19 protein-coding genes and 1 tRNA gene are annotated in these 19,339 nt (G+C 33.8%); 12 read left to right on the top strand and 8 right to left on the bottom strand.

The window, feature by feature from the left end; genetic code table 11:
* Window positions 1-25 precede the first annotated feature (25 nt).
* The 4 genes from ACN4EE_RS13990 to cobJ all read right to left on the bottom strand — a co-directional run bounded on the left by ACN4EE_RS13990 (window position 26) and on the right by cobJ (window position 2,787).
* Complete coding sequence (locus ACN4EE_RS13990; protein ID WP_431707073.1) at window positions 26-436, bottom strand: DUF3750 domain-containing protein; 411 nt, start codon at window positions 434-436, stop codon at window positions 26-28.
* Window positions 437-446: 10 nt separating this feature from the next.
* Complete coding sequence (locus tag ACN4EE_RS13985) at window positions 447-689, bottom strand: hypothetical protein (protein WP_431707072.1); 243 nt, start codon at window positions 687-689, stop codon at window positions 447-449.
* 33 nt (window positions 690-722) lie between these two features.
* Window positions 723-794, bottom strand: a tRNA-Gln gene (locus ACN4EE_RS13980).
* 118 nt (window positions 795-912) lie between these two features.
* On the bottom strand, window positions 913-2,787 hold the full coding sequence (cobJ, locus tag ACN4EE_RS13975) for a precorrin-3B C(17)-methyltransferase (RefSeq protein WP_431707071.1): 1,875 nt from the start codon (window positions 2,785-2,787) through the stop codon (window positions 913-915).
* Window positions 2,788-3,086: 299 nt separating this feature from the next.
* On the opposite strand from cobJ, the gene ACN4EE_RS13970 reads away from it, so the two are divergent.
* The 5 genes from ACN4EE_RS13970 to ACN4EE_RS13950 all read left to right on the top strand — a co-directional run bounded on the left by ACN4EE_RS13970 (window position 3,087) and on the right by ACN4EE_RS13950 (window position 7,959).
* Window positions 3,087-6,344 (top strand): type ISP restriction/modification enzyme, encoded by a 3,258-nt coding sequence (locus ACN4EE_RS13970; protein WP_431707070.1) that lies wholly within the window; start codon window positions 3,087-3,089, stop codon window positions 6,342-6,344.
* Window positions 6,345-6,444: 100 nt separating this feature from the next.
* The gene (locus ACN4EE_RS13965) at window positions 6,445-6,759 is read left to right on the top strand and encodes a DUF6883 domain-containing protein (protein ID WP_431707069.1); all 315 of its coding nucleotides are present in this window, start codon (window positions 6,445-6,447) and stop codon (window positions 6,757-6,759) included.
* Between the two features lie 18 nt (window positions 6,760-6,777).
* Window positions 6,778-7,014, top strand: a complete 237-nt coding sequence (locus ACN4EE_RS13960) for a DUF4926 domain-containing protein (RefSeq protein WP_431707068.1) — start codon at window positions 6,778-6,780, stop codon at window positions 7,012-7,014.
* A gap of 232 nt (window positions 7,015-7,246) precedes the next feature.
* Complete coding sequence (locus ACN4EE_RS13955) at window positions 7,247-7,564, top strand: nucleotidyltransferase domain-containing protein (protein WP_431707067.1); 318 nt, start codon at window positions 7,247-7,249, stop codon at window positions 7,562-7,564.
* Between the two features lie 29 nt (window positions 7,565-7,593).
* Entirely contained in the window at window positions 7,594-7,959 is a 366-nt protein-coding gene (locus tag ACN4EE_RS13950) for a HEPN domain-containing protein (RefSeq protein WP_431707066.1), read from the top strand.
* Here ACN4EE_RS13950 and ACN4EE_RS13945 read toward each other — a convergent pair.
* Both ACN4EE_RS13945 and ACN4EE_RS13940 read right to left on the bottom strand, forming a co-directional pair.
* Window positions 7,956-8,117, bottom strand: coding sequence for a putative toxin-antitoxin system toxin component, PIN family (locus ACN4EE_RS13945; RefSeq protein WP_431707065.1), 162 nt, complete (start codon window positions 8,115-8,117; stop codon window positions 7,956-7,958). The genes ACN4EE_RS13950 and ACN4EE_RS13945 overlap by 4 nt on opposite strands.
* Window positions 8,114-8,374, bottom strand: a complete 261-nt coding sequence (locus tag ACN4EE_RS13940; RefSeq protein ID WP_431707064.1) for a hypothetical protein — start codon at window positions 8,372-8,374, stop codon at window positions 8,114-8,116. Before ACN4EE_RS13940 ends, ACN4EE_RS13945 begins: the two co-directional genes overlap by 4 nt.
* A gap of 233 nt (window positions 8,375-8,607) precedes the next feature.
* On the opposite strand from ACN4EE_RS13940, the gene ccsB reads away from it, so the two are divergent.
* From ccsB to ACN4EE_RS13905, 7 genes are all read left to right on the top strand, one after another.
* The gene (gene ccsB / locus ACN4EE_RS13935; RefSeq protein WP_431707063.1) at window positions 8,608-9,594 is read left to right on the top strand and encodes a c-type cytochrome biogenesis protein CcsB; all 987 of its coding nucleotides are present in this window, start codon (window positions 8,608-8,610) and stop codon (window positions 9,592-9,594) included.
* 267 nt (window positions 9,595-9,861) lie between these two features.
* Window positions 9,862-10,947 carry a Gfo/Idh/MocA family protein gene (locus tag ACN4EE_RS13930; RefSeq protein WP_431707062.1) on the top strand — a complete coding sequence of 362 codons (1,086 nt, stop codon included), beginning with the start codon at window positions 9,862-9,864 and terminating at the stop codon, window positions 10,945-10,947.
* A 26-nt stretch (window positions 10,948-10,973) separates the two neighbouring features.
* Window positions 10,974-11,552: a Uma2 family endonuclease gene (locus ACN4EE_RS13925; protein ID WP_431707061.1), complete on the top strand. Its 579-nt coding sequence runs from the start codon at window positions 10,974-10,976 to the stop codon at window positions 11,550-11,552.
* A gap of 241 nt (window positions 11,553-11,793) precedes the next feature.
* The gene (locus ACN4EE_RS13920) at window positions 11,794-12,372 is read left to right on the top strand and encodes a Uma2 family endonuclease (RefSeq protein WP_431707060.1); all 579 of its coding nucleotides are present in this window, start codon (window positions 11,794-11,796) and stop codon (window positions 12,370-12,372) included.
* Between the two features lie 154 nt (window positions 12,373-12,526).
* Window positions 12,527-15,625, top strand: a complete 3,099-nt coding sequence (locus tag ACN4EE_RS13915) for an efflux RND transporter permease subunit (protein ID WP_431707059.1) — start codon at window positions 12,527-12,529, stop codon at window positions 15,623-15,625.
* Window positions 15,626-15,801: 176 nt separating this feature from the next.
* Window positions 15,802-16,821: a class 1 fructose-bisphosphatase gene (gene fbp, locus ACN4EE_RS13910; RefSeq protein WP_431707058.1), complete on the top strand. Its 1,020-nt coding sequence runs from the start codon at window positions 15,802-15,804 to the stop codon at window positions 16,819-16,821.
* Window positions 16,822-16,861: 40 nt separating this feature from the next.
* Window positions 16,862-17,008 carry a hypothetical protein gene (locus tag ACN4EE_RS13905; RefSeq protein WP_431707057.1) on the top strand — a complete coding sequence of 49 codons (147 nt, stop codon included), beginning with the start codon at window positions 16,862-16,864 and terminating at the stop codon, window positions 17,006-17,008.
* A 60-nt stretch (window positions 17,009-17,068) separates the two neighbouring features.
* Here the strand turns inward: ACN4EE_RS13905 and ACN4EE_RS13900 are convergent, their stop codons facing one another.
* The gene (locus tag ACN4EE_RS13900) at window positions 17,069-17,914 is read right to left on the bottom strand and encodes a hypothetical protein (RefSeq protein WP_431707056.1); all 846 of its coding nucleotides are present in this window, start codon (window positions 17,912-17,914) and stop codon (window positions 17,069-17,071) included.
* Window positions 17,915-18,504: 590 nt separating this feature from the next.
* On the bottom strand, window positions 18,505-19,239 hold the full coding sequence (locus ACN4EE_RS13895) for a response regulator (protein ID WP_431707055.1): 735 nt from the start codon (window positions 19,237-19,239) through the stop codon (window positions 18,505-18,507).
* Window positions 19,240-19,339: the final 100 nt, after the last annotated feature.

Genomic DNA, 19,339 nt, shown 5'->3' with positions numbered 1-19,339 from the left:
CTTGATATATAGTTAATTTATTTACCTATTTATGACGATGGAAATATTTACCCCAACCGCGCCACGATAACGGATAATCAATATTGGCTCGATCGAGTATCCATTGAACATAAGTATTACTGTTAGGACCGGGATAATAACGATAGAGATTATTATAAGGATAAAATGAGGGAGATTCTTGAATAACTTGTCTTAAATTTTTGGCTTCTTCACCTTGCCATTGAGTTTCTATCCAACTATCACCATTACCAACACCTCTGGTTGCCATCATCAAATTATAATGTAAATGTCCCCAACTACTAGGTACTAAATTTTTGCTTTGCCACACTTCCCACCGTTGTTGACAACTTTCTTCCTCAATTACGAACCAATAATGAACAGCAATATAACCGATAAAAGGAATTTTTGCTACTCTCAAATCAACATTTAAAGTCATAAGGAAAGCCTTAATTTTTAATTTTTAATTGTCCTATTTTTTTAACAATCCAACTCAAGAAAGCCCCCATAAATAAAATGCCAATGGCGGGGTTAAATACTGGTATCCATAGTTGATACCATATATCCCATCCTAACGATATTCCCATAGAACGCCCGATTAAAGCAACGACAAACCAAAAAAAGGCAATAATGACTAAAAATACATCAGCAATTAAAAATCGATCGAGCCAGGTTAATATTTTCTCTTTCATGGGAAGAAAAATAATGAAATAAAATACAATATACTGGGATGCTAGGATTCGAACCTAGGAATGGCGAGACCAAAACCCGCTGCCTTACCGCTTGGCGACATCCCATTGATTTGGCACATTTATTAATATAACAAAGGTCAATAAATTTGTCAAGGAAAACAGCAATATTTCCGTGATTACTTGAATAACTTCCCTTGCCCTATTACCTATTACTTATTACTCATTACCTATTTAAGTATCCTCTAGGAGTTATCAGTAAATCGTGATAACGTTTTGTACTGCTATTGCCGATGATAACTGTGGTTAACATATCGATCGAATGGGTTAACATGACATCTAAGGTAGTGATAACAATACTTTCATCTTCTCGACTGATAGAACGAGCTATAGCTACAGGAGTGTTTGGATTGCGGTATTGTAAGAAAATTTCTTGCGCTTTGACTATCTGTTGAGTACGGGTGTTCGATCGAGGGTTATAAATTGCTGTGACAAAATCGGCACTAGCGGCGGCAATCAAGCGTTTTTCGATGACATCCCAAGGGGTTAACAAGTCACTCAAACTGATAGCACAAAAATCGTGCATCAGGGGAGAGCCAATTTTGGCGGCGACACTTTGCAAAGCTGTTATGCCAGAAAATACTTGTAAAGGAGGTGATTTTGTATCCCAGTTCTGATTTGCCAAAATTTCTAAAACAAGCCCCGCCATGCCGTAAATACCGCAATCTCCTGATGAAATTACTGCTACCTTTAAGCCCCATTTTGCCAGTTCGATCGATCTTTGCGCCCGTTGTCTTTCTTGGGTAATGGGAGAAGACTCGATGATTTGTTCTGGACGTAGTAAAGATTTAATCAAGTCAATATATAAACCATAACCGATAATTATATCTGCTTCCCTCAAGGCGGTTTTAGCGGTGGAGGTGAGGTATTGTATATCACCCGGTCCTGTACCGATGAGGTATAATTTACCCTGACTAAGATTATATTCTAAGTTCGATCGAGCAATGGCAATAGTTACAGCGCCTTTTTCTCCTTCCTGACGAATAATTTGTTTTGGTACAACTAAATCAGGAGATTTTAGGGTATTTTCTATCAAATTAGGCAATAAACTTGCTTTCAATGCCGATGCTTCCGCTACACTAGGTGTGCCGACTTCATTCTCCACAATACTAGAAGGATTTGGTACAGATACCGATTTTAATTCTTCGGGTGTAAAGATTTGTAACGGTAAATTCCATTTTTGCGCTAAGGCTAAAATCCCGATTTCATCATGTTTGACATCGATCGTAGCTAGAGAGGCGATGGCTTTCGGTGATAAATTATACTGATTTAACACATTTACTAAGGCAGATTCAATCAGAGAGGGGGAAGTGTCTCTTTCGCAACCAATACCAACCCACAAACAACGGGGATGCCAACTTACCAAAGGAATATCGACTTGGGGAGGTTTTTCTACTCCTATATATAGCATTCCCTCAGCTTCTTTTTCTGAGGTATCAAAAAGAAAAGGATGTTGAAACGGGAGGCGATTTTGCCACCATAATAAACCTGAATTTTGTTGCACTAAAATAGGCTTGTTTCTAGCAATATTGATACTAACTTCTGTCCAATTTCCTTCTCCTTTTTGCCAACCAAATATCTCCCCAAAGGTATCGATCGATGGTAAATTAAGATGATAAGAAGCACTACTAATAATCGCTTTTGCCTCTAATTCATGGGCTAATAATTCTGTTAATTTATCGGCTTTTCCTTCATGCCCCCCCGTTAAACTAATGATATACTCAAAGGTTCGATCGATAGCTATAATAGCAGGATCGCTTTTTTTATCTACTAATAAAGGGGCAATTAAACGCACGATCGCACCTATAGCTAAAGTAAAGATAATTGCCTTAGATTCATGCCAAATATTAGCTAAATGTTCTGCTAAAGAACCATCATAAAATTTTACAGAATGATCATCATAATTATTACTATTTTTTAAGCTATTAGGCAACCATAAAACTCCTTTAGTTATTTTCACTAAAGGTAATAATTGTAGATAATTTTCTTCAGTAACGGTAATAAAATGAAGGGGTTGATAATCAGTGAAAATAATTGACATAAAATTATAAAATACAAAAAATACAGTTTAATCTGTTTAAAATAGTCGCTTTAGCTGACTTGTGCTATTAGCAATGAAATTTATTTCTTTGCGGACTACGAGATATTACCTAAATCATTTTTAACATACAAATCTTTGATTTTGTCAATTTTTTGTAACAAAATGTTTCGTCAACAGACTCATTTATTACCTGAATTGTTTTCTACTCACACATTGTTAAAAATAGTTAAAAGTAGGTTGGGTTAGCAATAGCGTAACCCAAAAAGTGATACAGTAGGTAGTAAGTCAAAAATTTTTCCATGTCTAAACTACTCATCTCTCAATATCATAACGAAGTCGAAAAAATTAAGCGTTACGGCGGTAGAAAAAACGAATCAACCATTAGAGTTGCCTTTCAAAATTTACTCAACAATTACTGTCAAACTCGCAACTTTTTATTAATACCAGAATTACCTTATAAAAATCAAAGAATTATTCCCGATGGTACAATCAAAGACGCTTTACAACTAGATTGGGGTTACTGGGAAAGCAAAGACGAAGATGACGATTTAGACTTAGAAATTGAGAAAAAATTTGCTAAAGGTTATCCTAACGATAATATTTTATTTGAAGATTCCATTACCGCTATATTAATTCAAAGTGGTGTAGAAAAAATGCGAGTCTCTATGCAAAATATTGACGCATTAGACAAGATTTTAAAAGAATTTATCGACTATCAACGCCCCGAAGTAGCAGAATTTTATCAGGCAATTACTAAATTTAAAGATGACTTACCAACTCTCATTAATACCCTCAGAGAAAGTATTGATTTAGCTTCTAATAATAATCAACAATTTATCGCTAAAAGAGATACTTTTTTAAGTCTTTGTCAAAACTCCATTAATCCGAATATTACCCCCGAAGATGTTAGGGAAATGATGATACAACATATCTTAACGGAAGACATCTTTTTAACGATTTTTGATGAGGCACAATTTCACCGAGATAATAATATCGCTAGGGAATTAACTAACCTAATTGATAGTTTTTTGAAAGGAGGAGAAAGGAAGAAATTATTAAGCAGTATTCAGCATTATTATAAGGCAATTAAAAGTAAAGCAAGTCAAATAAATAATCACCACGAAAAACAGAAGTTTTTAAAGGCAATTTATGAGAATTTTTATAAGGCTTATAATCCTTTATCTGCTGATAGATTGGGTATAGTTTACACTCCCAATGAGATAGTTAGATTTATGATAGAAAGTACCGATTTTCTGCTTCATAAATACTTTAATAAATTACTCATTGACAAAGATGTCGAAATACTCGATCCTGCTACAGGTACAGGTACTTTTATCACTGAATTAATCGAATATTTGCCCATCAATTCTCAAAATTGTGACGCTTTAAGGTATAAATATCAACATGAAATTCACTGCAATGAAGTGGCGATTTTACCTTACTATATTGCTAACTTAAATATCGAGTATTCTTATCTACAAAAAACAGGAGAATATCAAGAGTTTAATAATATCTGTTTTGTGGATACTTTAGATCATACCAGCTTTGAAGGGAAGCAGATGGATTTGTTTGCTATGTCGTTGGAAAATACCGCCAGAATTAGACGACAAAATGAGAAAAAAATCTCGGTAATTATCGGTAATCCTCCTTATAATGCCAAGCAAGAAAATTTTAATGATAACAATGCTAATCGCAGTTATGAAAGTATCGATAAACGCATTAAATCGACTTATATAAAAGAAGGCAAAGCCCAAAATCAAATCGTTTTATATGATATGTATGTGCGGTTTATTCGATGGGCAAGTGATAGATTAAATGATAATGGAATCATTGCTTTTATTACGAATAATTCTTTTATTGATGGTTTAACTTTTGATGGTTTTAGAAAGGTTTTAAGTGAAGAATTTAGTCATGTTTATATTATAGATTTAGGAGGTAATATTCGACAGGGAGATAAAACGGGAAATGTGTTTAATATTATGATAGGGGTTGCCATTACATTTTTAGTGAGAAAAAATAACGTAGGGGTTGAATATCATTCAACCCAAATAACCTCAAACAATTGTGAAATTTATTATTATAAATCTCTTGAAAATTCAGCGAAAGATAAGTTAGATTTTATTGGCAAAAATAAATTAAAAGATATTAATTTTAGTCATATTATCCCTAAAAATAATCATTGGATTAATCAAAGTGATAATGATTTTGATGATTTGTTACCTTTAATTGATAAAGAGGTGAAAAGTGGTAAATCAGAGGAAGCCATTTTTAAGTTATTTTCATCAGGATTAAAAACTCAAAGAGATGAATGGATTTATGATTTTAATAAGGATAATTTAGAGGAAAAAGTAAGGTTTTTAATTGACATTTATCAACAGAGTTTAAAAGATGATAATTTTGTAGATAAAAATAGTATTAAATGGGATGCCGAATTAAGTAATTATTTATCCAGAAAAATAGAAAAAGAATTTAATAACGAACAAATTTTATTAAGTTTATATCGTCCATTTACTAAACAATATTTATATTTTGATAAGCATTTGAACGGAAGAACTTATCAATGGTTTAATATTTATAATCAAAAGGATATTGAGAATAAAATTATTTGTTTTACTAATAACTTACAAACTGGTTTTATTTTCTTAGCTATTAATAGTATATGCGATTTAAACTTTTGTTCAAGAGCTACTCAATGTTTGCCATTATATACTTATGATAAAGAGGGAAAAAGAGAGGAAAATATCACTGATTGGGCGTTGGAAAAATTCAGAGAACATTATAGCAGGATTGATCCCCCCCTAGCCCCCCCTTTGAAAGGGGGGGAATCGGAAAATAAGGGAAAAAAAGCCTCCCTTATTAAGGGGGGTTGGGGGGATCAAATTCCTCAGAATCAAGACAAAAAAGCCTCTCTTATCAAGGAAAGTTTAGGGGATCAAATTCTTCAAAATCAAGACAAAGAAGCCTCTCTTATCAAGGAAAATTCAAGAGATAAAATTCTGATAACTAAAGAGGATATTTTTTATTATGTTTATGCTGTTTTACATAACCCTAAATATCGATCGAAATATGAGTTAAATTTAAAGAGAGAGTTTCCCAGAATACCTTTTTATGATAGTTTTTATCAATGGGTAAATTGGGGTAAAAAGTTGATGAATTTACATCTTAATTATGAGGAAATAGAGCTTTATAATTTAAAGAGAATTGATACACCTGTAACAAGGAGTGTAAACCCCTTGCCTCCTGAATCTTCATCTTTACCTAAAGCAAAATTAAAAGCGGATAAAATTAAACATCAAATTATCATTGATGAAGTGACGACTTTAACAGAAATTCCGCCTATAACATGGGAATATAAGTTAGGAAATCGATCGGCTTTAGAGTGGATTTTAGATCAATATAAGGAGAAAAAACCGAAGGATAAAACTATAGCAGAAAAGTTCAATAATTATCGTTTTACTGATTATAAAGAGCAAGTAATTGATTTATTAATGAGGGTGACAACTGTTAGTGTAGAAACTATGAAAATAATTAATGAAATGGAAAGTATGGATAATTAAAGATAATGTGTTTAAGATGTGGTTAAAATAATTAAGTATGGCTTTTTTTGTATAATTATGATTATAACTTTTCTTAATTGAAAATCAATGTTTATTTCTAATGCTAATCAGGCAATATATTCGGAAACTAAGAAATTACTGTCTTAATTCAGAACATGATGATGGTAAACATAAAGCGAGGTTATTTTCATCTATGTTAGGTATAAATGCTAATGATGCTGAAAAGTTACGCCTAATTTTGCTTGAAGTGGTGAAAAAACATTCCTGTCAACTGGGTAGAAAGGATCAATATGGTCAAAGATATATTATAGACTTTGAACTAGAATGGCAAAATAAACGAGCAATCGTGCGTAGTGGCTGGATTATTGAACATAATGATAATATTCCTAGATTAACAACTTGTTATCCTTTGTAAACTTTGGAGAAAAAAAGAATGAACACGATTAAATTACTTGATGTGGTTGCCCTTACGGTTGATATTCCCCAAGATAATCTTTGGCGTGGGCAGGTGGGTACAGTAGTAGAAATTTTAGCTAATGGTAAGGCTTTTGAAGTGGAATTTAGCGATCGAAATGGACGCACTTATCAATCTCTTGGTTTACGTCCTGATCAAATTATGCTACTCTATTTTGAACCAACAAATTTGGATAAAATTCCTGTTTCGGTGTAACGTTGATTCTCCTAAATATAATGAGAAAGATGAGTGTAAAAACCATGAAAATAATTAAGGAAATGGAAACTATAGACATTAAATAAAATGTGTTGAAAGTTCGATCGAAACCTAAGAAGAAGATTAAAATTAAAGATGTAGATAGGTTTAACCATGTTAAATTTTTACGAACTAACCTATAATAATTATAGTCAATGTTTATGATTTAACTGATTGTAATTTTAAGACAATTATGGAAGATATAAAACCGATAATTACTAAAGTAAAAGAAGAACTTAAAAACTGTTATCAACAAGAATTAGTAAATTTAATTTTATTTGGTTCTCAAGCTAGAGGAGAAGCTAATCAAGATTCAGATATTGATATTTTAGTTATCTTAAATCGTCCTGTTAATCCTATTATTGAAATTAAAAGAAATATAGATAAATTAACTGAATTATCATTGGAAAACAATAAAGAAATTAACTGTTTTTATACATCTCAAGAACACTTTAAAACGAAACAAAATCCTTTACTAAAAACTATCGATAAAGAAGGGATTTTATTGTGAATATAAGTGAAGCTCAAAAACAATTTCTTATGAAAGCAAAACAAAGTTTAGAAGCATCAAAGCATTTATTTAACGGTGGATTTTATGATTTTGCCGTTGCTAGAGCTTATTATACGATGTTTTATCTTGCATCGGCTTTTTTAGCAGGAGAAGAACTTTATTTTTCTAAACATTCTGCTGTAATTTCAGCATTTGGACGAGAATTTATTAAAACTAAAAAAGTTCCTCAAGAATATCATAAATGTCTTAGAGAAGCACAAAATATGAGAAATTTAGGAGATTATGGTGACTATAATTCATTAGACAAAGAAGAAGCACAATTACAAATTCATCGAGCTGAAAATTTCTTAAATTATACTTTTAGTATTTTTAATTGTATTGATAATAATTTTTAATAAATAATGATATTTAAGGTATTTTCTAATTCCCTTAACAATTCTTCAGACATAGCAATAGTTATTAATTGATTTTGTTGCAAATCAATAATTTTCTCAGGAATACCACCCCAAATAATAGCAGATACCCAAATATTAGTATCTAAAACTACTTTCATTTTTTCATCTCCCGACGAACTTCTCTGACAATTTCACAAATTTCCTCTGTAGTCATTTCTTCAATTTCTTCCGTCATTTCTGCTCTTTTTTTCTTTAATTCATTCCATGTTAATTTAGGGACTTTTTCAAAGGAAATTGTATCAGAATTTATCTGTACAGAATATTGCTCACCCTCAGAAAAAATCTGAGAAATTTCGGGTGGAAGTTCTAATTTTCCTTCGGGTGTGAAATTAATAGTAATTGTTGTATTCATCATTTTTTGCTCAAATATATAATTGTGATTATAACTTTTTTAATTGAAAATCAATGTTAATTCCTAATGCCGATCGAGCAACATATTTAGAACATGATGATGGTAAACATCAAGGGAGGTTATTGTCATCTATGTTGAGGTGATTATATCTGTGAGGAATGGAAAAGAAGATACTTTTTGATGGTTCATTAATTGTATATTGGAAAGAATGAGCAATTATCAGTGATCAAAAACCTATGGATTTAGTTAATTTACAAAATACTTTAGATAATATTTCCTTTGCAGTCCTCTTTTTGACTATGTTATGTTACTGGGTGGGGGTGGCTTTTCCTAACCTCAGCATTTTACCCAAAATTGGCACAACAGGAATGATTATCGCTAATTTTGCCATTGCAACCCTATTAATCGCTCGTTGGATTGAGGGGGGATATTTTCCCTTAAGTAACCTTTATGAGTCTTTATTTTTCTTAACTTGGGGTATAACGGCGGTACATCTAATCGCTGAAAATATGAGTAGTAGTCGCCTTGTGGGAGTAGTTACCTCTCCTGTGGCTATGGGAATTACTGCTTTTGCAGCGTTATCTTTACCCTCCGAAATGCAACATAGTGAACCCCTTGTACCTGCTTTGAAGTCTAATTGGTTAATGATGCACGTTAGCGTCATGATGTTTAGCTATTCGGCTTTGATGGTAGGTTCTTTGATTGCGATCGCATTCTTAATTTTAACTCAAGGCAAGGAAATTCAATTAAGAGGTAGTTCCGTTGGTACAGGTGCTTACCGCAATGTTAAAAAATTAACCCTTAACTATAATAGTGAATCAGTTAATGTGGATAATTCTTCGGGCAACACCGCCGTTTTAACTCAACCTATTACAGAAGTTATCTCTTTATCTCCCGAAAGATTGAGTTTAGTGGATACCCTCGACAATATTAGTTATCGTATCATTGGCTTAGGTTTTCCTTTACTTACGATCGGTATTATATCAGGAGGGGTATGGGCTAATGAAGCATGGGGAAGCTACTGGAGTTGGGACCCTAAAGAAACATGGGCATTAATTACATGGTTAGTGTTTGCCGCCTATTTACACGCAAGAATTACTAAAGGTTGGCAAGGAAAAAAACCAGCTATTTTAGCCGCTAGTGGTTTTGTGGTGGTGTGGGTTTGTTATTTAGGAGTGAATTTATTAGGTAAAGGTTTACATTCCTACGGATGGTTTTTTTAGAAAAATTATCCTATGGTAAAACAGGCATCTTGCCTGTATTTTTAGACAAAAATTATATAGCCGTTTTTAAAATTATGAGGTACATTTTTTATTGCCTCTTGCCTCTTGCCTCTTGCCTCTTGCCTCTTGCCTTTCAACGACAATTTTTGTACCTCACCAAAACGAGAATTGCTATATATACTAAAGTTTCGATCTATTATTTTTTTTAATTTATTATAAACTCTATAAAAAAGTCAAATTTTTAACCAAAATTTATTATAAAAAACTATGGAAAATAAAATTAAAGTTGCGATCGTAGGTACTGGTTTTGGCAAACAAATTCATTTACCTGCCTTTCAAATTCACCCTCGTACCGAAGTTACTGCTATATATCATCGGGATTTAAACAAGGCTCGATCGATCGCTCAAGAGTATAATATACCTTATGCTATGGACAACTATGAGAATATTTGTTCATCTCCTAATGTGGACGTAGTGAGTATTTCTACACCGCCTTTTTTACACTATGAAATGGCAAAAATTGCCCTAGAAAATGATAAACATATTTTACTAGAAAAACCCCTTAATCTTAATAGTAATGAGACTAAAAAATTATGGAATTTAGCTCAAGAAAAAGGTAAAATTGCGGTAGCTGATTTTGAATTTAGATTTATTCCAGCTTGGCAATTATTAAAGGAATATTTAGAGCAAGATTTTGTCGGTAAAACTCGTTTAATTAAAATCGATTGGTTAGTAGCTTCGAGGGCAAATCCTCAACGAGCATGGAATTGGTATTCTGTCAAGGAAAAAGGCGGCGGTGTCTTAGGTGCGATCGGCTCCCATGTTTTCGACTATATTAACTGGTTATTCGGGGAGGTAGCTACTATCAGCGCTCACTTAAGTTGTTCGATCGAGCAACGCCCCGATCCCTTATCTAATAAGGAATTGAAGCCTGTCACCGCCGATGACACTTGTTTGATTACCTTGCGATTAAAAGATGGTACACCAGTACAAATTAACTTAAGTTCTGTCACTTATCAAGGGCGAGGGCATTGGGTAGAAATCTATGGAGAAAAGGGTACTCTAGTATTAGGTAGTAGTAATTTAAAAGACTATGTACACGGTTTCAAACTATTTGCTTCTAACGGTGATAAGCCTTTAACGGAGGTAGAAATTCCCAAAAGATTGGCTTTTCCTCAAGTCTATACTGACGGCAGATTAGCACCTTTTATCAGAGTCGTCGATCGACTGGTGGAAAATATTGATTACAATATTAACAATGCACCCTCCTTAAAAGAAGGATTTTATTCACAATTATTAATGGATTTAAGTCATCAATCCCATGAAGAAAAACGAACTTTAATTATTAATTAAAAACTAACATATTTTAGGATTAAATTATGACTCTTACCTTAAATAAACCCCTTAAATCAAATAATTTATTAGTTATTCCAGAGATTACTTGGACGCAATTAGAAACCATAGAAGCAAGTTTTCAAGACTTAAAAGGAGTCAGATTTTCTTATCTTGATGGATATTTACAAATTATGAATCTTAGTTTAGAACACGAAGAAACAAAAAGAATTATTGGTACTTTATTAGAAGCCTATATGAGAAAAAAAGGCATTAGATTTTATATGAAAGGAAGTGCCACTATAGGAAGTCATAATATAGGCGGAAAAAAAGAACCAGATGAGTCTTATAATATCCATAGTAAAAAAGATATACCTGATTTAGTCATAGAAATAGTTGTTTCTAGTGGGGGTATTAATACCCTAGAATTATATCGAAGAATTGGAGTTCCTGAAGTGTGGTTTTGGGAAGATGGTTTATTAAAAATCTATTCTTTACAAGAAAGTTATATCTTGTCTGAAAAAAGTCTTTTACTGCCTGATTTAGACATAAATAATTTAATCAAATATGCCACCTATTATGATCAATATGATGCTGTAACTAACTTTCTTGAAACTATTAAATAGAGTCTGCTGAAAAAGTATTTTGATGCGGTAGAGAATAGGCAATATTTTAATATTATCATCTGTTAACATTACGCTTGTAACCTTGCATTTAATGTCTAGTTTTTGACTAAAAATTGGGAAAAGTGCGAACTTTTTAGTTGATTTAATGCGTTGAATATCTTGACTTTCCTAGTCTTCTGATTTATTCAGGAAACCCTATTTAAGTAAAAATATCTGCTTAAAAATGATTTAATTTAAAATTATGAATATTACCCTAACTAAACCAGTTGAATCAAATAACTTATTAGTTATTCCAGAGATTACTTGGACACAATTAGAAACCATAGAAGCAAGTTTTCAAGACTTAAAAGGAGTCAGATTTTCTTATCTTGATGGATATTTACAAATTATGAATCTTAGTTTAGAACACGAAGAAGCAAAATTTATTATTAGTACCTTATTAGAAGCCTATATGAGAAAAAAAGGTATTAGATTTTATGGTAAAGGAAGTGCCACTATAGGAAGTCATAATATAGGCGGAAAAAAAGAACCAGATGAGTCTTATAATATCCATAGTAAAAAAGATATACCTGATTTAGTCATTGAAATTGTTGTTTCTAGTGGGGGTATTAATACCTTAGAATTATATCGAAGAATTGGAGTTCCTGAAGTGTGGTTTTGGGAAGATGGTTTATTAAAAATCTATTCTTTACAAGAAAGTTATATCTTGTCTGAAAAAAGTCTTTTACTGCCTGATTTAGACATAAATAATTTAATCAAATATGTCACTTATTATGATCAATATGATGCTGTAACTAACTTTCTTGAAACCATTAAATAGTGTATAGTGTATAGTGTATAGTGTATAGTGTATAGTTTTTAATTCTTAATTCTTAATTCTTCATTCTTCATTCTTCATTCCCTACAGATTCGATCGATCTTCGTTATAATCGATCGTAACAAAACTTAATGATCGATCGAACTCTACTAACATTATGTCTTTTCATGTATCCACATGGTCAGTAAAAAATCCTGTATCTGTACTGGTATTATTTTTATGCTTAACAATTTTTGGGCTATTCTCCTTTTTTCAGTTAGGCATAAATGATCAACCAAACATAGATATACCCTTAGTTCAAGTTACCATAATTCAGCGCGGTGCAGGACCAGAAGAATTAGAATCTCAGGTGACAAAGTTAGTAGAGGATGCCGTAGCGCCCATTAATTTAGTGGATAATATTATCTCTACTGTTACCGATGGTAGTAGCGTCACAGTGATAGAGTTTGAATTGGAAGCAGACGCAAATCAAGCCACCAATGATGTGAGAAATGCCATCGCCCAAATAAGGCAGGATTTGCCACAGGATATTAATGAGCCCATCGTCCAGAAATTGGAGTTCGCTGGGGGTGCTATAATGACTTATGTGGTATCTTCTCCACAACGATCGATCGAAGAATTAACAGATATAGTAGATAGACGCATCGCTAGGGATTTAGCCAACGTTTCAGGAGTTGCCCAAATTAACCGCATCGGTGGTTTAGACAGAGAAGTAAGAGTGGATTTAGACCCAAAAAGGTTACAAGCCTATAATATTACAGCTACTCAGGTTAATGAGCAAATTCGCAACCTCAATCTTAACCTGTCAGGAGGAAAAGCGGAAATTGGAGGACAAGAACAGAACATTCGTACCCTTGGCAGTGCCTTAACTGTCAGACAGTTAGCAAATTATCGAGTAATTTTAGACAATGGGGATACTATTCCCTTAAATCAGTTAGGCACAGTTAAAGATGATTTTGCTGAAGCCACTCAATTAGCTTATTATAATGGTGAACCTGTAGTGGGTTTTTCTATTTTAAGGGGTACAGGTACAACCCTTGTCACCGTTGCCGATAATGTAGAGAAAAAGTTAGTGGAAATTAGAAAGAATCTCCCCTCAGATATTAACATTGACTTGATTTTTACCCGTGCCACTGCCATTCGAGACTCCTATCAAGGTACGATCGATTCTCTGATAATTGGCTCTATACTTACAGTTATTAGTGTCGGTATCTTTTTAAGGGATTGGCGCGCCACTCTGATTACTGGTTTAGCCTTACCTCTTTCTATCATCCCGACTTTTATGGTGATGAGGGCGCTTGATTATACCCTTAACGGTATGAGTTTATTAGCTTTGGCTTTAGCTATGGGAAATTTAGTCGATGATGCTATCTGTATGATTGAAAACATTGATCAACATTTGAGCATGGGCAAAAAACCCTATCAGGCGGCAATGGATGCGGCGAGGGAGATTGGTTTAGCGGTAGTAGCAACCACTGCAACGATTGTGGCGGTTTTCTTACCCGTTGCCTTTATGGGAGGTGTGCCGGGGCAGTTTTTCCAACCCTTTGGGGTGACGGTAGCAGTGGCAACTATGTTTTCTACCCTCGTAGCAACTACCATGACTCCCATGTTAAGCGCCTATATTCTTAAACCGAAACCCCTTAACAAAATCAATGATTCATCTAATCATCGACAAAAAAATCATCCCTATCGCACGGTTTTAAGTTGGGCATTACGCAATAAAGTTACTACCATTATCATTGCTATTGCTTTCTTTCTCGGTAGTCTGCAACTTGTGCCTTATATTCCTAAAGGTTTATTTAGTGAAGGTGACACGGGTTTAAGTACTATTTCGCTCGAATTACCACCTTCCTCCACTTTAGCAGATACCCGTTCGATCGCTTTACAAGTTACTGATAAAGTAAAATCCAATCCAGCCGTCAAGAGTGTTTTAGCGGAAGTCGGGGGAAGTAAAATTAACGGAGGCACTATGTATGTCAATCTTGTGCCAAAAGATGAGCGAGACATCACGCAACAAGAGTTTCAAAACCAAATGCGACAATATTTTAGCACCATAGCAGGGGCAAGGGTAACATTTCGCTCACAGGGCGCAGGGGGAAGCAGTAAAGACTTAACCATCGTCTTAAAAAGCGATAATGGAGAGGTTTTAACACAAACCGCTCAAGCATTAGAAACCGAAATGAGAGGTATTTCTGGATTAGTGGAGGTATCTTCTAGTGCTAGTTTAGTCAAACCTGAAATCATCATACAACCTAACCTTGAAAAAGCCGCCGATTTAGGAGTTTCCGTCAACTCGATCGCGCGTACCGCTTCCCTTGCTACCATAGGGGATAATGACTCTAACTTAGCTAAATTTAACCTCGTCGATCGACAAATTCCTATCCGAGTCCAGATTAACCCCTTATATCGTGGCAACATCGAAACCCTAAAGAATTTGAGAGTGCCGAGTAATAACGGTACATTAGTCACCCTAGCCAGTGTAGCAGATATTCGCCTCGCCAGTGGACCCGCCGAGATACAACGTTATAACCGTCAAAGAAAAGTGGAGTTAGGCGCAAACTTACAAGGAATTTCCCTAGGAGATGCCCTTAGTGCCGTCAATGCCCTTCCCGTGATGAATCCCTTACCAAGTGAAGTATCTCAAGAACCTGCTGGAGATGCAGAAATTATGAGGGATATTTTCAGTCGCTTCCTAGGTGCTGTTGCCCTTGCCATTGGTTGTATTTATGGTATCTTAGTTTTACTCTATGGTAACTTTCTTTATCCCCTTGCCATTCTCATGGCGTTACCCTTATCTATCGGGGGGGCGTTATTAGGCTTGTTAATCACCCAAAAAGAATTAGGCTTATTCGCCCTCATCGGTATCGTTTTATTATTGGGGTTAGTCACCAAAAACGCCATTCTCTTAGTTGACTTTGCCATCGCTGGAATGAAAGAAGGAAGAACACAATTTCATGCGGTAGTATATGCAGGAGTCTCTCGATTACGTCCCATTGTCATGACTTCTATTTCGACTATGGCGGCTATGTTACCCATTGCCTTTGCTTGGGGTGCAGACGGCGAAGTCAGAAGCCCTATGGCGATCGCAGTCATAGGTGGTTTTACTACATCAACCCTACTAACCTTAATTGTTGTGCCTGTCACCTTTACCTATGTGGATAATTTTGTCCATTGGTTAGGTAAGATATTTAAACAAGAGGAATTAAAACAAGTGCAACAAGTCTTAGAGTTAGAGGAAACCCTGAAGAATTAAGAATTAAGAATTAAGAATTAAGAATTAAGAATTAAGAATTAAGAATTATTATTTTACCACCGTAGAACAGGCATCTTGCCTGTTTTTCTGAAGATGTCTATTAATCATCATTTAGTTTTGTTATAGTAATGACAGTATTGAGAGAGGGATAGACAAAAAACTATCGGTAAAAATCTATGGATTCATCAGAGTTAATCATTCCAGAATATAGTCTCGATCGAGATTGTACCACTTTGTCTCGTCATGTTTTGCAACAACTGAACAGTTTTTCCGCCGATGCGCAAGATTTGAGTGCGATTATGAATAGAATCGCCTTAGCAGGTAAATTAATCGCCCGTCGTCTCAGTCGTGCAGGTTTAATGGAGGGAGTATTAGGGTTTACAGGAGATAGTAACATTCAAGGGGAATCCGTCAAAAAGATGGATGTTTACGCTAATGAAGTGTTTATTTCTGTATTTAAACAAAGTGGTTTAGTGTGTCGTCTCGCCTCCGAAGAAATGGATAAGCCTTATTATATTCCTGAAAATTGCCCCATTGGACGCTATACTCTACTTTATGATCCCATTGATGGTTCATCTAATGTGGATATAGACTTAAATGTAGGCTCAATTTTTGCCATTCGTCAACAGGAAGGAGAAGACTTAGACGGAGAAGCCAAAGATTTATTACAAGATGGCTCAAAACAAATAGCCGCAGGGTATATCTTATATGGACCTGCCACAGTTTTAGTCTATACTATGGGTACTGGTGTTCACTCTTTCTTTTTAGACCCCAGTTTAGGTGAGTTTATCTTAGCACAGGAAAACATCCAAATTCCTGATCACGGTTCAGTATATAGCGTCAATGAAGGAAATTTCTGGCAATGGGATGACTCTATCCGTAATTATATCCGTTATGTTCATCGTCATGATGGTTATACAGGGCGTTATAGTGGTGCATTAGTAGGAGATATTCACCGTATTTTAATGCAAGGAGGAGTTTTCTTGTACCCCGGCACAACCGACAAGCCCGAAGGCAAATTAAGATTATTATATGAAACTGCACCTTTAGCCTTTATTATCGAACAAGCAGGAGGAAAGGCTTATGATGGATTAACTAGAATATTAGACATTGTACCCGATCGAATCCATCATCGAACCCCTGTAATTTTGGGTAGTAAAGAAAATGTTGAGTTAGTGCAGTCTTTTATTAAATAGAGGTTGCCTCATAGTCAATATGATAAAAATAAATGGAAAAATGATCCCAATTATTAATAAAGAAATTTACGGCAGTCTTTTAGCAGAAACTTTACCTAAGGTTATTGAAACTGAAGTTGAGTATGAGCAACTATTAGCTGTTGTTAACGGCAAAGAAGTATTAGTAAGTCACAAGCGAAAGCATTAGGGAAATATTTTAACATTTCTCCTAGTTTATTCCTTGATTATTTATGATTATCTTAATGATTTATTTCCCAAATTTTGGTAACTTTAAAAAAGATTTATTGCGAGGTTTTTTATTACTTTTTTTCTCCTGATTATTTTCGATTTCTTGATTAGCAAAAATATTATTTGTTAAGGGAGGTAAACTTAAATCTTCCTTTGGTTTTGACTGTATTTGTTCTGATTGATTCTCCTCTAAATTTCGATCGATTTGCTCAATTTCTCGATCGATTTTTTCAAATAAAGGGAAAGTTTGAGAAGGTAAATTTACTTGTTCAGGATTATCATTAATGGTACTATTAGAAGAAGAAGAATTATTATCAGACCACGAAGTTATACCCAAACCATTAACCTCTGGAGAAGGTGCGCAATTATTAGTTAGATAATGATCTAAAGCAGTTTTATATTGAGCATTATAGCGTTGTTGTCTTTGCAATCTAACTTGCAATTCTTTATTTTCTTTTTCCTTTTGTTTTAATTGATATTGAATTTCATTATAATTATCTTGAAGTAAAGAACAATCTCTTTCCAAATTAGCCGTCAATTGTTGCGTTTTTTTCAATTCTTTTGTCAAATTTTCGATCACTAATTTTTGTTTTTGATACTGCTCATTTTGTTCTTCAATACGAATATGACTATTATTAATTTCAGTCTCTAATTGTTGTATTTTTACTACATCTTCCTTAATCTTTTTTTGAAAATCTTGATTCTTTATTACTTGCACTTTAATATGTTTTTTTTGCTCTTCAATTAAAGTTTGCAATTCAGTTGTTTCTTGTTTTAATTCTTCATTTTTTTTTCTAATTTTACAAGCAATGGCATACCAGTCTTTATTTGTTAAAGTAGATTTAGGAGAGTCAGGAGTAGTCATAAAAAATAAATATAAAGATCAAGTAGAGTTTAACAATTAAAGTTGGCTCTTAATACAGTAATTATGATAAATTAATAAAAAATAATTAAGATAAACTTTGATGGCTATAGTTTTGATGATTTTTAAAATGTAATTTTTATAAATTAACAGTTTTAATTTAACCTAAGACCAGCTATATGACACCTTTTTTAAGATATAATTTATCATACTCACAGTAGAAGAACCTTAAAGTGTTTTCTCAAAGTTAGAGAAATCCGAGATACATTGCCCATATTTTTCAAAATTAGATATATTATAACCTGAGTGAGCCATAAAATGAGGAAGATAAGAGGTGGACAGAAAGACTAGGAAACTAGAAGACTATAGGAATAATACTACTTTTGCCTTATCTCCATCATCATTAAGTACTAAAGCAAAATAGATTGTATATTTTAAAATTAATGGAAATAACCCATAATCTTTGTTGCCTATGCCCCGATGCCTTTTGCCTTTCACAAAGTAAACATACAATTAATTTTGCCTATCTACTTATCTTTTATTCTTTGCCTGAGTATAACAATTTTATCTCGAACGGAGGTGAATTCAGTTGCTTAATGTCTAATTTCTAATGCTTTTTTTAATTGCTCGATCGAAATGGGTTTACTGATATAATTATTGACACCAGCTTCAAAATATTCGGTTCGATCGTCTTCTAAAACATTAGCAGTTAAAGCAATAATATAAGGTTGTTTTTTGTCTGATTGACGAATAATTTTAGTGGTGGTTATGCCATCCATTTTGGGCATTTGCATATCCATTAAAATTACGTCATAAAATTGAGTTTTTAATCTTTCTAATACTTGTAAACCATTATCGACAATCTCCGCAGTATAACCAATACTTTCGAGCAAATATTGAATAACTTTTTGATTCGGGGGATAGTCTTCCGCTACCAAAATTTTTAGGGAAGATTTTTTATTAAATTTTTGAGAGGATATATTGTCAGAAATTTCACAAGCTAATTCACACATTAAAACCTCTTGAGTCAGGAAAGTAAAATGAAAAATTGAACCTTGATTATCTTCCTCTTCATCTATTAAAGAAATCCAATTTGGGGGGGAATTTCCTCCTATATTTCCATTGCTTTCTACCCAAATATTTCCTCCCATTAAAGTTACTAAATTTTTACAAATAGCTAACCCTAAACCTGTACCACCATATAGACGATTAATAGACGCATCGGCTTGGGAAAATGACTGAAATAATTTACCTAAATTCTCTTGATTAATACCGATACCTGTATCTTTAATAGAAATTCTAATTTGATGGTTATTATCTTGTGACATCTCCCACACTGACCTAACGGTACAGATGTTGGCTTCTTAACTTCGCAATTAAGAGTTTCTGCTTCACAGGACGGCACTAGCCTTACAGACAAGTCCACAA

Source organism: Geminocystis sp. CENA526, from assembly GCF_050753365.1.
GTDB lineage: Bacteria > Cyanobacteriota > Cyanobacteriia > Cyanobacteriales > Cyanobacteriaceae > Geminocystis.
Note: the sequence above shows the minus strand (reverse complement) of the source record. Positions and strands in the feature narration are given on the sequence as shown.

What these genes read in the sequence shown, in the direction of transcription:
- ACN4EE_RS13990 (WP_431707073.1), bottom strand. Translation starts at nt 436, where the DNA reads ATGACTTTAAATGTTGATTTGAGAGTAGCAAAAATTCCTTTTATCGGT.
- ACN4EE_RS13985 (WP_431707072.1), bottom strand. Translation starts at nt 689, where the DNA reads ATGAAAGAGAAAATATTAACCTGGCTCGATCGATTTTTAATTGCTGAT.
- cobJ (WP_431707071.1), bottom strand. Translation starts at nt 2,787, where the DNA reads ATGTCAATTATTTTCACTGATTATCAACCCCTTCATTTTATTACCGTT.
- ACN4EE_RS13970 (WP_431707070.1), top strand. Translation starts at nt 3,087, where the DNA reads ATGTCTAAACTACTCATCTCTCAATATCATAACGAAGTCGAAAAAATT.
- ACN4EE_RS13965 (WP_431707069.1), top strand. Translation starts at nt 6,445, where the DNA reads ATGCTAATCAGGCAATATATTCGGAAACTAAGAAATTACTGTCTTAAT.
- ACN4EE_RS13960 (WP_431707068.1), top strand. Translation starts at nt 6,778, where the DNA reads ATGAACACGATTAAATTACTTGATGTGGTTGCCCTTACGGTTGATATT.
- ACN4EE_RS13955 (WP_431707067.1), top strand. Translation starts at nt 7,247, where the DNA reads ATGGAAGATATAAAACCGATAATTACTAAAGTAAAAGAAGAACTTAAA.
- ACN4EE_RS13950 (WP_431707066.1), top strand. Translation starts at nt 7,594, where the DNA reads ATGAAAGCAAAACAAAGTTTAGAAGCATCAAAGCATTTATTTAACGGT.
- ACN4EE_RS13945 (WP_431707065.1), bottom strand. Translation starts at nt 8,117, where the DNA reads ATGAAAGTAGTTTTAGATACTAATATTTGGGTATCTGCTATTATTTGG.
- ACN4EE_RS13940 (WP_431707064.1), bottom strand. Translation starts at nt 8,374, where the DNA reads ATGATGAATACAACAATTACTATTAATTTCACACCCGAAGGAAAATTA.
- ccsB (WP_431707063.1), top strand. Translation starts at nt 8,608, where the DNA reads ATGGATTTAGTTAATTTACAAAATACTTTAGATAATATTTCCTTTGCA.
- ACN4EE_RS13930 (WP_431707062.1), top strand. Translation starts at nt 9,862, where the DNA reads ATGGAAAATAAAATTAAAGTTGCGATCGTAGGTACTGGTTTTGGCAAA.
- ACN4EE_RS13925 (WP_431707061.1), top strand. Translation starts at nt 10,974, where the DNA reads ATGACTCTTACCTTAAATAAACCCCTTAAATCAAATAATTTATTAGTT.
- ACN4EE_RS13920 (WP_431707060.1), top strand. Translation starts at nt 11,794, where the DNA reads ATGAATATTACCCTAACTAAACCAGTTGAATCAAATAACTTATTAGTT.
- ACN4EE_RS13915 (WP_431707059.1), top strand. Translation starts at nt 12,527, where the DNA reads ATGTCTTTTCATGTATCCACATGGTCAGTAAAAAATCCTGTATCTGTA.
- fbp (WP_431707058.1), top strand. Translation starts at nt 15,802, where the DNA reads ATGGATTCATCAGAGTTAATCATTCCAGAATATAGTCTCGATCGAGAT.
- ACN4EE_RS13905 (WP_431707057.1), top strand. Translation starts at nt 16,862, where the DNA reads ATGATCCCAATTATTAATAAAGAAATTTACGGCAGTCTTTTAGCAGAA.
- ACN4EE_RS13900 (WP_431707056.1), bottom strand. Translation starts at nt 17,914, where the DNA reads ATGACTACTCCTGACTCTCCTAAATCTACTTTAACAAATAAAGACTGG.
- ACN4EE_RS13895 (WP_431707055.1), bottom strand. Translation starts at nt 19,239, where the DNA reads ATGTCACAAGATAATAACCATCAAATTAGAATTTCTATTAAAGATACA.